13 protein-coding genes and 1 tRNA gene are annotated in these 15,261 nt (G+C 72.9%); 8 read left to right on the plus strand and 6 right to left on the minus strand.

Annotated features, from left to right (window positions below):
- Position 1: 1 nt before the first annotated feature.
- Together A4A78_RS12650 and A4A78_RS12655 are read left to right on the plus strand one after the other, a co-directional pair.
- Positions 2 to 556: a LysR substrate-binding domain-containing protein gene (locus A4A78_RS12650; RefSeq protein ID WP_062949711.1), complete on the plus strand. Its 555-nt coding sequence runs from the start codon at positions 2 to 4 to the stop codon at positions 554 to 556.
- Between the two features lie 103 nt (positions 557 to 659).
- Positions 660 to 1,133 carry an S-ribosylhomocysteine lyase gene (locus A4A78_RS12655; RefSeq protein WP_062949713.1) on the plus strand — a complete coding sequence of 158 codons (474 nt, stop codon included), beginning with the start codon at positions 660 to 662 and terminating at the stop codon, positions 1,131 to 1,133.
- Positions 1,134 to 1,225: 92 nt separating this feature from the next.
- Here A4A78_RS12655 and malQ read toward each other — a convergent pair whose 3' ends face one another.
- Both malQ and A4A78_RS12665 read right to left on the minus strand, forming a co-directional pair.
- The gene (gene malQ, locus A4A78_RS12660; RefSeq protein WP_062949715.1) at positions 1,226 to 3,355 is read right to left on the minus strand and encodes a 4-alpha-glucanotransferase; all 2,130 of its coding nucleotides are present in this window, start codon (positions 3,353 to 3,355) and stop codon (positions 1,226 to 1,228) included.
- Positions 3,356 to 3,438: 83 nt separating this feature from the next.
- The gene (locus A4A78_RS12665; protein WP_062949717.1) at positions 3,439 to 5,061 is read right to left on the minus strand and encodes a dolichyl-phosphate-mannose--protein mannosyltransferase; all 1,623 of its coding nucleotides are present in this window, start codon (positions 5,059 to 5,061) and stop codon (positions 3,439 to 3,441) included.
- Positions 5,062 to 5,157: 96 nt separating this feature from the next.
- Here A4A78_RS12665 and rsmI point away from each other — a divergent pair, with 96 nt between their 5' ends.
- Positions 5,158 to 6,003 (plus strand): 16S rRNA (cytidine(1402)-2'-O)-methyltransferase, encoded by an 846-nt coding sequence (rsmI, locus tag A4A78_RS12670; protein ID WP_062949719.1) that lies wholly within the window; start codon positions 5,158 to 5,160, stop codon positions 6,001 to 6,003.
- Positions 6,004 to 6,085: 82 nt separating this feature from the next.
- Here rsmI and rpmF read toward each other — a convergent pair whose 3' ends face one another.
- Positions 6,086 to 6,256, minus strand: a complete 171-nt coding sequence (rpmF, locus tag A4A78_RS12675) for a 50S ribosomal protein L32 (protein ID WP_010551080.1) — start codon at positions 6,254 to 6,256, stop codon at positions 6,086 to 6,088.
- Positions 6,257 to 6,574: 318 nt separating this feature from the next.
- On the opposite strand from rpmF, the gene A4A78_RS12680 reads away from it, so the two are divergent.
- From A4A78_RS12680 to A4A78_RS12695, 4 genes are all read left to right on the plus strand, one after another.
- Entirely contained in the window at positions 6,575 to 7,546 is a 972-nt protein-coding gene (locus tag A4A78_RS12680) for a TatD family hydrolase (protein WP_062949721.1), read from the plus strand.
- Positions 7,543 to 8,520, plus strand: coding sequence for a 16S rRNA (adenine(1518)-N(6)/adenine(1519)-N(6))-dimethyltransferase RsmA (gene rsmA, locus A4A78_RS12685; RefSeq protein ID WP_062949723.1), 978 nt, complete (start codon positions 7,543 to 7,545; stop codon positions 8,518 to 8,520). Before A4A78_RS12680 ends, rsmA begins: the two co-directional genes overlap by 4 nt.
- A complete protein-coding gene (locus tag A4A78_RS12690; protein WP_062949725.1) occupies positions 8,517 to 9,443 on the plus strand; it encodes a 4-(cytidine 5'-diphospho)-2-C-methyl-D-erythritol kinase in 927 nt (308 codons plus the stop codon). The genes rsmA and A4A78_RS12690 overlap by 4 nt, the downstream gene beginning before the upstream one ends.
- A gap of 402 nt (positions 9,444 to 9,845) precedes the next feature.
- Entirely contained in the window at positions 9,846 to 11,678 is a 1,833-nt protein-coding gene (locus tag A4A78_RS12695) for an HNH endonuclease signature motif containing protein (RefSeq protein ID WP_062949727.1), read from the plus strand.
- 78 nt (positions 11,679 to 11,756) lie between these two features.
- Here A4A78_RS12695 and A4A78_RS12700 read toward each other — a convergent pair whose 3' ends face one another.
- The 3 genes from A4A78_RS12700 to A4A78_RS12710 form a co-directional block, all read right to left on the minus strand.
- Positions 11,757 to 13,616 (minus strand): ABC-F family ATP-binding cassette domain-containing protein, encoded by a 1,860-nt coding sequence (locus A4A78_RS12700; RefSeq protein WP_062949729.1) that lies wholly within the window; start codon positions 13,614 to 13,616, stop codon positions 11,757 to 11,759.
- A gap of 91 nt (positions 13,617 to 13,707) precedes the next feature.
- A complete protein-coding gene (locus tag A4A78_RS12705; protein ID WP_053917517.1) occupies positions 13,708 to 14,244 on the minus strand; it encodes a MarR family winged helix-turn-helix transcriptional regulator in 537 nt (178 codons plus the stop codon).
- An 86-nt stretch (positions 14,245 to 14,330) separates the two neighbouring features.
- Entirely contained in the window at positions 14,331 to 14,978 is a 648-nt protein-coding gene (locus tag A4A78_RS12710) for a TetR/AcrR family transcriptional regulator (RefSeq protein ID WP_082835317.1), read from the minus strand.
- A gap of 179 nt (positions 14,979 to 15,157) precedes the next feature.
- Here A4A78_RS12710 and A4A78_RS12715 point away from each other — a divergent pair.
- Positions 15,158 to 15,229: transfer RNA gene (locus tag A4A78_RS12715), tRNA-Gln, on the plus strand.
- The last annotated feature ends 32 nt before the right edge of the window (positions 15,230 to 15,261 follow it).

Raw genomic sequence — 15,261 nt, forward strand, 5'->3', positions numbered from 1 at the left:
CATGCACCACACCACCCTGCGCGTCGGCTTCGTGCCCGGCGTCGAGCCCGACCGCTTCCTGCGCCGCTGGAAGTCCGGCCGCCGCGACGCCTGGCTCGAGCTCGTCCCCGTCCCGCTCTCCCGCCAGACGGAGGCGCTGATCGGCGGCGAGGTCGACATGTGCTTCGTGCGCCTCCCGCTGCCGGAGGAGTCGGGCGAGCAGCTGCACCGGGTGGCGCTGTGGGAGGAGCGCGCCTGCGTGGTGGTCGGCGACGAGGACGTGCTGAGCCTGCAGGACGACATCGTCGAGGCCGACCTCGCGGGGCAGACCGAGATCCGGCAGGAGCACCTCGACGATGCCGCCTCGCGGATCGCCGTGGCCGCAAGCGGAGTCGGCTTCGCGCGGGTCCCGCTCTCCCTCGCCCGCCTCCACCGTCGCAAGGACGCCGTCGCCCTCCCTCTGCGGGACGGCGAACCGACACGCATCGCGCTCGCCTGGCCGCGCGCGGCCGACGACGAGATCCGTCAGGAGTTCGTCGGTGTCGTCCGCGGCCGCACCTCCCGCTCGAGCCGCTGACCGAGCCGCGCAGAGCGCCTGCGCCGCGCCTCCGCCCCCGCCGACGGCGCACCGGCCCCGTCGGCCCCCGAACCCTCCGCCCACACCCGATCAGAGGAGAACCATGACCGAGCAGCCCCGCATGAACGTCGAGAGCTTCAACCTCGACCACCGCACCGTCGCCGCGCCCTACCTGCGCATCGCCGATCGCAAAGAGCTGCCCGGCGGCGACGTGCTCACCAAGTTCGACGTCCGCTTCACCCAGCCGAACCTCGCCCATCTCGAGTCCGAGACGGTCCACTCCCTCGAGCACATGATGGCCGAGCACATGCGCAACCACTCCGGGGACGTCCTGGACGTCTCCCCGATGGGCTGCCGCACCGGGTTCTACGTGCTGCTGATGGGAGACCACGACGCAGACGGCTTCGCCCCGATCCTCGAGGCGACCCTGCGCGACCTGCTCGCGGCCGACGAGGTCCCCGCCGCGAACGAGGTCCAGTGCGGCTGGGGCGCCCACCACAGCCTCGAGGGCGCCCAGGCCGCGGCCCGCGCCTTCCTCGAGGCGCGCGAGGAGTGGGGCACCGTCACCGCCTCCTGAGCCTGCCCCGCCGACGACGCAGCCCCGCCTCCCACGATCACGGGAGGCGGGGCTGCGTCGTCGAGCGTCCCGGCGGGCGGGGGAGAGCGGGCTCAGCGCCCGCCGATCCCCTCCCGCACCGCGGCGAGCAGCCGTGCGGTGCGGGGATCGGTCGCAATCTCGTCGAGGCCGACGGGCCGGCCGGCCGGGTCCGCGAGCGGGATCCGCCAGTTGGGGTACTCCTCGTCGGTGCCCGGCTGGTTCTGGATCCGTCGCTCGCCCACGCAGTCCACGAGCGAGACCCCGAGCAGCATCGACGGGGTGCGGGCCAGGTGCCGGTGCAGCGCGATCACCGTCTCCTCGACATCGCCTGCCGGACCCGGGGCCAGCAGCCCCTCGGCCCGCAGCACGTCCAGCACCTCCTCGCGTCCGGCGGCGTCGGTCGCGAGCTCCTCGTCCAGCGGCCGCTCCAGCAGCCCGAGCTCGTGGCGGAGGGTGACGTGGTCGCCGGCGAGATAGCCGGCCGTCGGCGGCAGGTCATGGGTGTTCACCGAGGCCATGCACAGGGTGCGGTAGTCCTCGGCGCGCAGCGGCTTCCCCTCGCCGTCGTACTCGAACCACAGGATCGAGGTGCCCATGATTCCGCGGTCCACCAGGTAGTCGCGCACCCACGGCTCGAAGGTGCCCAGGTCCTCGCCGACGACGAGGGTGCCCGAGCGCTGCGCCTCCAGCGCGAGGATCCCGATCATCGCCTCGTGGTCGTAGGAGACGTAGGCGCCGTCGGCCGCCCGGTGCCCCTCGGGGATCCACCACAGCCGGAACAGGCCCAGCACGTGGTCGATCCGCAGCGCGCCGGCATGCCGCGTCAGGGTGCGCAGCATGTCCCGCCACGGCCGGTAGGACGCCTCGCGCAGACGCTCCGGGTGCCAGGGCGGCTGCGACCAGTTCTGGCCCTGCTGGTTGTACTGGTCGGCGGGCGCGCCGACGGTCGCGCCGCGGGCGAGCACGTCCTGAAGCGCCCAGGAGTCCGCGCCGACCTGCTCGACGCCGACGGCGAGATCGTGCATGATCCCGATCCGCATCCCGGCCTCGCGCGAGGCGGCCTGTGCGGCGGCCATCTGCTCGTCCAGCCACCACTGCACGCGGACGTGGAACTCGATCCGGTCGGCGAGCTCGGTCCGTGCCTGCTCGAGGACCGCCTCGTCGAGATGCTGCAGCACGGTCTCCCTGGGCGTGCCGCGCACCGACTCCGCGATCGCGGACCACAGGGCGAAGTCCTCGAGCCCCTGCCCCTCCCGCGCCCGGTAGGCGTCCAGCAGCGCGGCCCGGCCCGCCGTCAGCGGGACCGCGAACAGCTCCTCGAGCGCCTCGAGCTTCGCCTCCAGCACGGCGTCGCGCTCGAGCCGGTCCCCGCGTGTGTTGCGGTCCGCGACCGTGCCGCGCAGCAGCTCGACCTTCTGACGGGCGATCTCGGTGAGGGAGCGGTGCTCGGGCACCTCCTCGATCCGCAGGTACAGCGGGGCCGTGAAGCGCCGGGTGACCGGGAGATAGGGGGAGGGCTCCACGGGCGGGGTCGGGTAGGAGGCGTGCAGCGGGTTCACCAGCAGGAAGTCCGCGCCGTGGCGCGCTCCGGTGATCGCGGCGAGGTCGCGCATGTCGGCGAGATCGCCGATGCCCCAGGACCGCTCGGAGCGGACCGAGTACAGCTGCGCCTGGATGCCGAAGGCGCGCCGGGCCGCGTACTGCTCGTGGACGGTGAGCCGTGCCGGGGTGACCACGAGGTCCGCCTCGGCGGGACCGGCGGCGGTCTCGGCGACCAGCCGGTGCCAGCCCAGCGGCAGCCCTCCCGGCAGCAGGAAGCGGGCGCGGCCGCGCAGCGTGCCGTCGAGGTCGAACGGCGTCGTGTGGTCCTCGCCCTGGACGAGATCGACCCGCCCGCCCTCCTCGAGCAGGACGTGCACGGAGACGGGGGTGCCGTGGTCGACGTGCACGGGGACGCTCGAGGCCCGGTCCTCGCGCATCACCGTCACCGGCGGGAGAGTGCGCTCCCACGGGGCGCGCTCGCGGTGGGCGCGGACGGCGGCGATGTCCCCGTCGGAGGCGACCGGGGAGCCGAGCGCGGCGAGGATCGCGTACAGGGTGGAGTCGGCGACGTCCTTCTCGGTGCCGTCCCACCCCCAGTACCGGGTGCTGACACCGAGGTCGTGGGCGAGAGCTCGCAGCGCTGAGGAGTCCGTGGCCATGGCGTCATCGTAGCGGCGGGCAGGGGCCGTGATGCACCGGACTGCGGGGTTGCCGCACGGGACGCCGGCGCGCCCGCGGTCTGTCAGGTCCAGGACGGCAGCCACATCCGGTACTGCCACTGCTCCACGTCCAGCACCTGCCCGGTCCACACCGGCCAGAAGAACGCCGAGACCATCACGATGAGCACCAGCAGCGAGCCGACGAACAGCCCGCCGGCCAGGCGCCGCTCCCGCTCCGCGCCCGGCGGACCGATCACGAGGCTGAGCATGTAGGTCAGGCACAGGATCAGCCACGGCTCGAAGGCGATCGCGTAGAAGGTGAAGATGGTGCGGTCGGTGTACAGCAGCCACGGCAGGTAGCCGGCGACGATCCCCGACAGCGATGCCCACGCCCGCCCGTCGCGATGCACGATCCCGAGCACCACGGCGACGAGGATCGCCAGCGCTCCCAGCCACCAGATCAGCGGATTGCCGACGTCGAGGATGTGCGCGCCGCAGCGGGCGACCTCGCAGCCGTTCTCCCCATAGTCGTAGGAGCGGTAGTAGAAGTTCGTCGGCCGCAGCTGCAGCAGCCAGCCCGCGGGATGCGCCGCGTACGGGTGCTCGGAGTCGAGGCCGACGTGGAAGTCGTAGGCCTGGCGGTGGTACAGCCACAGCGAGATCAGCGCATCGAGCGGATCGAACCCGGTGGCGACGCCCTCGTCGGCCGCGAGGTGGCGGTTGTACCCGATCGAGGAGGCGAACCAGCCGGCCCAGGAGACGAGGTAGGTCAGCAGCGCCGTGCCGACCACCGCGAAGAACGCGGGGATCGCATCCTTCACCAGCCCGACGAGGAACCATCGGGGCTGGGCGATCGTGCGGCGTGCCCACCAGTCCCACAGCACGGTCATGATCCCGAAGACCGCCACGAAGTACAGCCCCGACCACTTCACCGCGCAGGCCGCACCGAGCAGCGCCCCGGCCAGGATCCGCCAGGGTCGCAGCCCGCCCGAGGCCCCGAGCGGGGGCGGCGCCTCGGCGGCGAGGTGCATCCGGGCGGCGGTCAGCGCGAGGTGCTCCCGGAACCGGTCGCGGTCGATGAGCAGCGCGCCGAAGGCGGCGAGCACGAACACCATCAGGAAGGGGTCCAGCAGGCTCGTGCGCGCATGGACGAGCGCCATCCCGTCCACGGCGAACAGGAGCCCCGCGATGAGGCCCGCGGTGGTGGAGCGGAACAGCCGCCGCGCGATGAAGGTCAGCATCAGCACCGCGAGGGAGCCGAGCACGGCGGAGGAGATCCGCCAGCCCCAGGGGCTGTCCGCCCCCAGCAGCGTCATGCCCGCGCCGATCAGCCACTTCCCGAGCGGCGGATGGACGACATAGGAGGCGGTCTCCTCGTAGGAGTCGACGTCCCCGGCCTCGAAGGCCGCATCGGGCTCCTCGGGCCAGTCCATCTCCACGCCCTGCTGGGTGAGGGTGAAGCCGTCCTTGACGTAGTAGGTCTCGTCGAAGATCAGCTCCCCGATGGAGCCCAGCCCCCACAGCCGCAGCACGAGCGCGAGGCCGAACACCGCCATCGCCCCGGCCCAGGCCATCCGCGAGACCGGCAGGTCGACGGCGCGCAGACGCCGGCGGTAGGAGGCCAGCAGCGCGCCCGGCTCGTCCTCGACGGCCGCACGACGACGGGCCCCCGCCGCGGACTCCTCCTCGGACAGCTCGGTGCGCACCCGGTCATGCTAGGTGATCGGCAGGCCGCGCCACGGACAGCACGCGGAGCCCGACGGCGGCGAGGGAACCGGCACCGACGGCACTAGCATGGCGGGATGCTCGAGCCCGGAGTCCTCACCCTCGCCGCCACCCCGATCGGGAACCCCCTGGACGCCTCGGTGCGCCTGCTGCGGGCGCTCGGCTCCGCGGACCTCATCGCCGCCGAGGACACCCGGCGCCTGCACCGGCTGATGACCGACCTCGAGGTCTCCACGAGCTCGAGGATCCTCTCTTACCACGAGCACAACGAGGCCGAGCGGACCGCGACGCTGCTCGAGGCGGTCCGCGCCGGGCAGCGGGTCCTCGTGGTCACCGACGCCGGGATGCCGGTGGTCTCCGATCCCGGCTTCGAGGCCGTGCGCGCCGCCGCGGAGGAGGGCCTGCCCGTCACGGTGATCCCCGGCCCGTCGGCCGTGCTCACCGCGCTCGCCGCCTCGGGGATCGCCCCGGACCGCTTCACCTTCGAGGGCTTCCCGCCCCGGCGCGGCGGCCGGCGCGCGAGCGCCCTCGAGCCGCTCGCGGGCGAGCGCCGCACCATGGTCTTCTTCGAATCGCCGCGGCGCACCGCCGCGACCCTCGCCGCGATGGCGGAGGCCTTCGGGGAGGGCCGACGCGCGGCCGTGGCCCGCGAGCTGACCAAGACGCACGAGGAGATCCTGCGCGGCACCCTCGCCGAGCTGGTTCGTTGGGCGGAGGGCACCGAGGTGCTCGGCGAGATCGTGATCGTGGTCGCCGGGGCCGAGCCGGTCGCCGCCTCCGCCGAGGACCTCGTCGACGAGGTGCTCGAGCGGGCGGCGGCGGGGGAGCGGCTCAAGGACGCGGCGAAGGAGATCGCCCGGACCCACGAGGGCGTCGGCGCGAGCGAGCTCTACGACCTCGCGCTCGCCGCCCGTCGGCGGTGAGGACAGCATGCGAGAACGCCCCCGGCACCTGGTGCCGGGGGCGTTCTCGAAGGTCCTGCGTGCGGGCCGTGCCCGCGCGGGATCAGTCCTCGATCTGGAGGAGGCCGCGCTGGTAGGCCTTCGCGAGGCGGCGCGGGACGTTGGCAGTGCGGCCGCGGACCGTCACCTGCACGAGGTCGGCGTTGTTCGCCTTCCACTGCGAGCGGCGGGAGTGCGTGCGCGCACGGGACATCTTGAACTTGGGCACTGCCATGGGACGCTCCTTGGACGGTCCGGAGGATGAACGGCGTTGGCGTCCGTACCGAGCAGCGACCCGAACCCGCTGCAGTGTCCGGGGACACGACGATCGGGGCGCTCGGGTGCACGAAAGGGCGCGCAACGACGACCCATCTTGCCACATCCGCATCGATTCCGCGCCCTCGCGCTCCGTGAGGTATCACACCGGCGGTGCAGGACACGGCCGGTCGGGCGCCTCTGCGGCGCTGCGCGGCGGCCGTCGGCCCCGCAGGCCGAGGGGGCGCTCCCGAGGACACGGTGCGGAGCAGTGCGGCGACCCTCCTACGATGGTCGCATGCCGTCACCGCACGAGAACACCCCCGCCTCCGCGCTCCCGCCGGTGCGCGACCGCGAGGACATCGATCCGCGCGGGAAGAAGCGCGACCGCTCCTGGCCGCCCGCGCCCGAGCCGCTGCCGTACCCGGTGATCGACAACCACTGCCACCTCGACTTCGCCGACGGGGACACGCAGCTCAGCGTCCAGGACCATGTGGACCGCGCCGCCGCCGCCGGCATCGACGCGCAGATCACGATCGGCTCCGACCTCGAGGCGGTGCGCTGGACCGCGGCGCTGCTGGCCGCCCCGGACTGCCCGCCCTCCTTGCGCGGCGGCGTCGCCGTGCACCCCAACGAGGCGACGCTGCACGCCCGCGGTCACGACCACGACGGGCGCGGGATCGTCGGCCTCGACGCCGCCGTCGCCGAGGTCTCGGAGCTGCTGCGCGGCCCCGGCATGGTCGTGGTGGGGGAGACGGGCCTGGACTGGTTCCGCACCTCCCGCAAGGACGAGCAGGCCCGCGAGGCGCAGATCTCCTCCTTCCGCGCCCACATCGCGCTCGCCAAGGAGCTCGACCTCCCGCTCCAGATCCACGACCGCGACGCGCACCGCGACGTGCTCGAGATCCTCGAGGCCGACGGCGCCCCCGAGCGGACCGTCTTCCACTGCTTCTCCGGCGACGCGGAGTTCGCGCGCCAGTGCGCGGACCGCGGCTGGTACCTCTCCTTCGCCGGCACCGTCACCTTCAAGAACGCGACCGACCTCCGCGCCGCGCTCGCCGAGGTGGGCCTCGGACAGGTCATGGTCGAGACCGACGCGCCCTTCCTCACCCCCGTGCCCTATCGCGGCCGGCCGAACTCCTCCTACCTGATCCCGCTGACCATGGCGACGATCGCGGAGACCACCGGTGCCTCCCTCGAGGAGGCCTGCCGCGCGGTGCGGGCGACCACCCAGGACGTGTACGGCTGGCCCGAGGCGGCCGCGGTATGAGCACGGGGGAGCAGGGCCGCGGGGGCGAGCAGGACGGCGCCGGCCTGCTGCTGACCCACCGCGACATCCGCGAGCTCGCCGAGGCCGCAGGGATCCGCCCCTCGAAGCAGCGCGGTCAGAACTTCGTGATGGATCCCAACACGGTGCGCACCATCGTCGGCCGCGCCGGCGTCGAGCCCGGCCAGGCCGTGCTCGAGGTCGGGCCGGGATTGGGGTCCCTCACCCTCGGCCTGCTCGAGGCGCAGGCGGACGTCGTCGCGGTCGAGCTCGACCGCGGCCTCGCCGAGCTGCTCCCCCTCACCCTGCGCGCCCGCGGCGTCGAGGAGGGGCGCTTCCGCCTCGTCCACGCCGACGCGCTCCAGGTCACCGACCTGCCCGAGCTGCCCCGCGCGGGGGAGCCGACGATGCTGGTCGCGAACCTGCCCTACAACGTCGCCACCCCCATCCTGCTGACCATGCTCGAGCGCTTCGACTCGCTCCGCTCGGCGCTGGTCATGGTGCAGTCCGAGGTCGTCGACCGGCTCACCGCCGGGCCGGGCTCGCGCACCTACGGCGGACCGAGCGTGAAGGCCGCCTGGTACGGCCGCGCCGTCCAGGCCGGACGGATCTCGCGCCAGATCTTCTGGCCCGTCCCCAACGTCGACTCCGCCCTCGTGCAGCTGGTCCGCCACGAGGAGCCGCTCGGCACCGCGGCGGAGCGTGAGCAGGTCTTCGCCGTGATCGATGCGGCATTCGCCCAGCGCCGCAAGACCCTGCGCGCCGCGCTCGCCGGCTGGGCGGGCACCGCGGCACGCGCCGAGGAGATCCTCCGCGCCGCCGGGATCGACCCGTCGGCTCGAGGAGAGACCCTCGAGGTCGAGCAGTTCCGCGCCATCGCGCACGCCGCGGCCGAGCAGGCCGAGGGCGACACCGAGGCGGGCGAGGGGACGGGGCGCACCGTGCCCGAGGACGACGCGACGGGAGCCGAGGGGTGAACGGCGCCCTCGAACGGGTGGTCGTGCGCGCCCCCGGCAAGATCAACCTGTCCCTGCACGTCGGCGGCGTGGACGGCAGTGGCTACCACGCGCTCGCGACGGTGTTCCAGGCGGTCGACCTCTACGAGACCGTCACGGCGACCCGCGCCGACGAGATGAGCCTCGAGATCACCTCCGAGGTGCCCGGGGAGGTGCCGCTGGACGGCACCAACCTCGCCCTGCGCGCCGCCGAGCTGCTGCGCACCGAGTGCGGGGTGCGGGAGGCGGCGGCGCTCCACGTCCGCAAGCAGGTCCCCGTCGCCGGCGGCATGGCGGGCGGCTCGGCCGACGCTGCGGCGGTGCTCGTGGCGCTGGACCGGCTGTGGGGGCTGGGCCTCGGCGCCGAGGCGCTGCGCACGCTCGGGGCACAACTCGGCGCCGACGTGCCCTTCTCGATGCTCGGACACACCGCGCTCGGCCGCGGCAACGGCGCGGACCTCACCACGGTGCTCACCCACGGCGAATGGACCTGGCTGCTCGCCGTCCCCGGCGGGCACCTCTCCACCCCGGAGGTCTTCCGGCGCTTCGACGAGCTCGTGCTCGCGGGCGGCCGGGTGCCGCCGGAGCGACCCGAGATCGACGAGCGACAGCTCCAGGCGCTCAGCGGCGGCAACCTCGAGCTGCTCGCCGACACCCTCCACAACGACCTCCAGGCCGCGGCGTTCGCCCTGCATCCCCGGCTCGAGGAGGTCGTCGAGGCTGCCGAGCGGCTCGGCGCGATCGGCGCGATCGTCAGCGGCTCCGGGCCGACGGTCGCCGCGCTGGTCGAGGACGAGGCCGCCGCGCGCACCATCGCAGCAGGGCTGACGGAGGATGGGCTGGCGGAGTCCTGCCTGATCGCGCGGGGCTCGGCGCCCGGCGCGAGCGTGCTCGAGGAGAGCTGAGCCGGGCTGCGGATTGCCCCTCCGAGCGCGGCCCCGTCCCGGTGCGGCTTGGACGGTTCCTCCACGAAGCGGAGTCATCCACCGCGTCGTGTCGAGGGTTCCTCCCCACGTATTGGTTTTCCACAGTGCGCTGTCCGCAATTCCGTGCGGAAGATCGTAGACGGCATCCGAGTTATCCACAGGAATCGACGCTTCTTGACATTCCGCCTCGTATTCAAACGCGCAGTCGAGGGCCTGAGATGAATGCGGGTCTGCAGGTCGGCGGGAGGGTGTTAGTGCCGCTGTCTGCCGCGACCGCCGACCTTCCCTCCCCACGACCTGGTTATCCACACTGCGAAGTTCCTGGTCGGTAGCTGCATTGTGGGTCTTCTCTTCCTCGAATGGCCGTGCAAAAATAGAGGTATGTCGAAGGAATCCTCGAACGAGCGCGAGATCCCCGAAGGTGCCGCCGGCGCCTCCGGTCATCACGGCCGCCCGTCCGGGGAACATGGTCGCCCGTCCGGGAAATACGGCCGCCCGTCCGGGGAGCACTTCCGCCCGCCCGGGGATCCGGCCGGCGAGCTCCCTCCTCGTGCGGACCGCCCGATCCAGGTCGACGCCGAGCAGCTGACCATCGGCGAGCTCGACCTCCTCGCCGCCCGCGAGACCCTCGCCGAGCTCGGAGAGCGGGGCTCCGCGCCCCTGGACTCGCTGGACATCGACGGGACGATGACGCTCCTCGAGACCATCGTCGGCCTGGAAGGAGCGCTCGAGTCGCTGCGGGCGCGGACCGTGGTGCACCTCGAGGACGCGGTGAAGGCGGACTGCCTCCGACGGGAGGAGAGTCCCAGGCAGGCCGCGCTGGTGGCCCGCGCCGAAGCGTCGCGAGCGCTGAAGTCCTCCCGCTCTGTCGTGGGGCGCACGCTCGCCACCTCCCGTCGGCTCGTCCGCAGCATGCCCGGGATGATCTCGGCGCTGTCCTCCGCGCGCATGCTCCCGCAGTCCGCCCACAAGGTCGGCTCGGTCCTCGGCCCGGCGACCCCGGAGCAGCGTCGACAGGTCGATACGATCCTCACCTCCCGGCTCGCCGAGCTCGAAGGGTGCGGGCCGCAGCAGTGGGGCGACGAGGCGGCGAGGATCCTCCACGCCCTCGACCCTGCCGGTGCCGCCGCGCGCCACCAGGCCGCGAAACGGGAGCGGCACGTGACAGTGCGGCGCACAGACCACGGAATGGCGCGGATCACCGCCCTCGTCCCCGGCATCGACGGCGCTCGGATCCGCAAGGGACTCGACGTCGCGGCCGAGAGCGCCCGCGCCCAGGGCGACCGGCGCGGCCACCAGCAGATCATGGCCGACCTCTTCGCCGATGCGCTGATCGGCCGAGGCGACGGCATCGACCCCACGACGCTCGATGTCGGGATCGTCATCACCGACCGCTCCCTCCTCGCCCCTGCGCACGCCGATGCCGCCCTGGTCGAAGGATTCGGGTCCGTGCCCTACGACCATGTGCGCGAGGAGATGCTCCGCGCGGCCCAGGCCGAGGAGGACACCGACCTCGCCCTGACGATCCGTCAGCTCTACGCCCACCTCGACCACGGCGACCTGGTCGCGGTGGAATCACGGTCGCGGGCGTTCCCCGCAGCGCTGACCAGGTTCCTCACCCTCGCCCACCAGACCTGCCGCGGACCTTACTGCGACGCCCCGATACGGCAGATCGACCACATCACGCCGTGGTCGCAGGGCGGGGCGACGTCCCTCGACAACGGCAACGGCCTCTGCGCCGCATGCAACCAGAAGGAGCTCGCCGGGGAGACCGCACGCGTGGTCCGCGACGAGGACGGCGTGCGCCGCACGGTCCGCTGGACCACCCGTAACGGCCGCAGCGCGACCCGCGGGGCGATCAACCTCGATCCGCTCGGCACCTACCGACGACGATGCGCATCCGCGAGCCGCGCATCCGACACCGATGTTCCGAGAAGCCACGCGACGGCAGAGCATGCGGCGAGGGAACGGATGACGGAGCACCGCACGACCGGCGAGCGCGCGGACCGCCGATGCGACGCGATCACCCCTGGGAACAGCGGGCGCGAGAGACTGCCGCTGGCGAACGACGAGCCCGGAGAGCTGATGCCCCTGCAGCGCGCGCTCACGGATCTGCGCCTGCGGCTCACGGACATCCCGGATCCACACCGGATCCACCGTCTCCCGGGCTACCCGGGTGACTGGATCGTGCGACGCGGCAGTCGGGGGAGATAGTCGGGAGGGGATGAGCAGATTCGGGAATCGCGGATCCCGAGTGCCGTGCACCGGCCGACCTCAGCCGGGCGTCGACGCTCAGCCGAGCTGCTCGGACAGCTCCAGCCAGCGCTCCTCGAGCTCCTCGTTCTCCCGCTCGACCTCCTGCAGCTGCGCGGTGATCTCCTGCAGCCCCTGGTAGTCCGACTGGTCGTGCGCGGCGAGCTTCGCGTGCAGGGACTCCGTCTGCTTCTCGAGCTTCTTCATCCGCCGCTCGATCGCGCCGAGCTCCTTCTGCGCCGCATGCGCCTCGGCGCCGGAGAGGGCAGGGGCAACCGCGGAGCTGCCGCCGGATCCGGAGGGCCCTGCGCCGCCCGCCCCGGACCCGGAGCCGGCAGCGCCGGAGGAGCCCGTGCCGGTCGCCCTGCCCGAGGCCGAACCCGCCGCGGCCTCCTCGCTCGCAGCCCGCAGCTCCAGGTACTGCTCCACACCGCCCGGCACGTGCCGCACCCCGCCGTCCAGCACCGCGTACTGCGTGTCCGTGATGCGCTCGAGCAGGTAGCGGTCGTGCGAGACCACCAGCAGCGGGCCGGGCCAGGTGTCCAGCAGGTCCTCCATCGCCGCGAGCATGTCCGTGTCCATGTCGTTAGTCGGCTCGTCCAGCACCAGCACGTTCGGCTCCTCGAGCAGCGTCAGCAGCAGGTCGAGCCGACGCTGCTGACCACCCGAGAGCGCCTTGACCTGCACCTTCTGATGCGCCGCGGTGAAGCCCAGACGCTCGAGCAGCTGGCCGGGGGAGACCTCGTCCTTGCCGGCCGTGAACGTGGTGCGGTACCGGCCCACCACATCGCTGACCCGGGAGTCCAGATGTTCCTGCAGGCCCTCGAGCCGCTGGGACACCTGCCGCACCGTCACGGTCTTGCCGCGCTTGACCCGCCCGGAGAGCGGCTCGAGGTCCCCAGTGATCAGCGCGAGCAGCGTCGACTTCCCGGCGCCGTTCGGTCCGAGGATCCCGATCCGATCCGCCGGGCCGATGTGCAGGGTCACGTCCTCCAGCACGGTCGTGCCGCCGTAGCCGGCGTCGACGTCGAGCACGTCGATCACGTCGCGGCCCAGCCGCGAGGTCGCCAGCTGGGTCAGCGCGACCGTGTCGCGCACGGGCGGCTCGCCGGCGATGAGCTCGTTCGCCGCGTCGATGCGGAACTTCGGCTTCGAGGTCCGCGCCGGCGCGCCGCGACGCAGCCACGCGAGCTCCTTGCGCATCAGGTTCTGCCGCTTCGACTCGATCGCGGCGGCCTGTCGGTCTCGCTCGACCCGCTGGAGGACGTAGGCGGCGTACCCGCCCTCGAAGGGCTCGACGATCCCGTCGTGCACCTCCCACATCCGGGTGCACACCGCATCGAGGAACCAGCGGTCGTGGGTGATGACCACCAGCCCGCCGTCCTTCGTGCTCCAGCGCCGCCGCAGGTGCTCGGCGAGCCAGGCGATGCCCTCGACGTCGAGATGGTTCGTCGGCTCGTCCAGCAGCAGCACGTCCCAGTCGCCGACCAGGAGTTCCGCCAGGTGCACGCGGCGCAGCTGCCCGCCCGAGAGGTCAGTGAGCGGTGCGTCGAGATCGATGCCGCCGAGCAGACCCGCGAGCACGTCGCGGATCCGCGCGTCGGAGGCCCATTCGTACTCCGGACGGTCGCCCACCACGCGGTCGCGGACGCTCGCCCCGACGGTCGCCTCGTCCTGCTGGGTCAGGACGCCGACGCGCACCCCGCCCCGCACGGTCACCCGTCCCTCGTCGGGCGCCTGCGCGCGGGCGAGCAGGCGCAGCAGCGTCGACTTGCCGTCGCCGTTGCGGCCGACGACTCCGATGCGGTCGCCCTCGTCGATTCCGACGGTGACGTCGTCGAGCAGCACGCGATCGGGCAGCGCGACGTGGAGGGACTGGGTGCCGAGCAGATGAGCCATGCGGGTGGGGTCCTCCTGGGGGACGGGGAGCGGAATCGGAGGGGGCCGCGCGGCGCGGGAGCGGACGCTCACCGGGCACCGCGCGCGGGCTTCAGCCGCCGAGGGGGTCGTCGGACTCGAAGGTGAGCAGCAGGGTGCGGAGCATGCCCGCGAGCTCCGCCTGCTCGGCCGCGGCGAGCGGGCCGAGCAGCTCCCGCTCCGCCTCGAGCAGGCGCTCCATCGCGGCGTCGACACGGGCCACGCCGTCGGGACGCAGGCGCACCTCGACCGCGCGGCCGTCGTGCGGGCTGCGGTTCTTCGAGACCAGGCCGCGGGTGACCAGCTTGTCGATGCGGGTGGTCATGGTGCCGCTGGTCACGAGTGTCTCGTGCATGAGCGCGCCGGGGGAGAGGGCGTCCTCGCCGCTGCGGCGCAGGGCGGAGAGCATGTCGAACTCCCAGCCCTCGAGCCCCGCCTCGGAGAAGGCCTCGCGCCGGGCGATCTCGAGATAGCGGGTCAGGCGCGAGACGCGGGAGAGGACCGCCAGCGGCGAGACGTCGAGGTCCTCGCGCGCGAGCTCCCAGCCCGCGAGGACGCGGTCGACCTCGTCATGGGGCGGCGCGGCGTCGTCCGCAGGCGTGGTGGGCATGGGGCGAGTCTAGGTTCTCGGCCCGGGCCGCGGTCGCCACGGGTGACGCGGGCGACGCGGACGGCGTGCCGCTCCGACCGGGACGCTCAGCCCTTGGGCTCCCCGCGCAGCTCGGGCTTCTTCTCCAGCGAGCTCAGCCCGAACCAGGAGAGGTTCACCATCCGCGCGGCGACGACCTCCTTCGAGGGCCTGCGGGTCTCGAGCCACCACTGGCCTGTGTAGGCGACCATGCCCACCAGCATCTGCGCGTACAGCGCGGCGTCCTTGATCGGGTACTTGTGCAGCCGCAGCTGTCTCGCCAGGATCACCTCGACGCGGCGCGAGACGTCCGTGAGCAGGGAGGAGAAGGTCCCCACGGAATGGCTGACGGGGGAGTCGCGCACGAGGATCCGGAAGCCGTCCTCGTTCTCGTCGATGTAGGCGAGGAAGGCCAGCGCCGCGCGCTCCATCAGCATCCGCGGATGGGCGCGCTGATCGGAGAGGGACTCCTCGAGCGCGGTGAGCAGGGTGGAGACCTCGCGGTCCACGACCACCGCGTACAGGCCCTCCTTGCCGCCGAAGTGCTCGTAGACGATCGGCTTGGAGACCTTCGCGCGCGAGGCGATCTCCTCGACCGAGGTCATGTCGAACCCCTTCTCGGCGAACACCCGTCGGCCGACGAGCACGAGCTGCTCCCGCCGCTCCTTGCCCGTCATCCGGGTCGACCGGCCGCGAGGGGCCCCGTTCTCCGCCATGCGGCGAGTCTCCCACACGGCGACCGTACGATGACCGGCGGGTCAGCGGAGCCCCCGAGAGCGTCGACGGGCGCTGGCCGAGGCCGCCCGGGCGGTAGGATCGCCCCGCGTCCGTGCGCCCGTCGGCCTTGTCCGGCGGTGGCCCGCGCCTGCTCGCAGGCGCTCCGCGACGGGCGCGCTCCGCCATGGTGTAATCGGCAACACCTCAGATTTTGGTTCTGAAGTTTCAGGTTCGAGTCCTGATGGCGGAACGCTCACCGCCCTCCGGGGCGGCGCGGCCGAC

Source organism: Brachybacterium sp. sponge (assembly GCF_001613775.1).
GTDB classification, from domain to species: Bacteria; Actinomycetota; Actinomycetes; order Actinomycetales; family Dermabacteraceae; genus Brachybacterium; species Brachybacterium conglomeratum.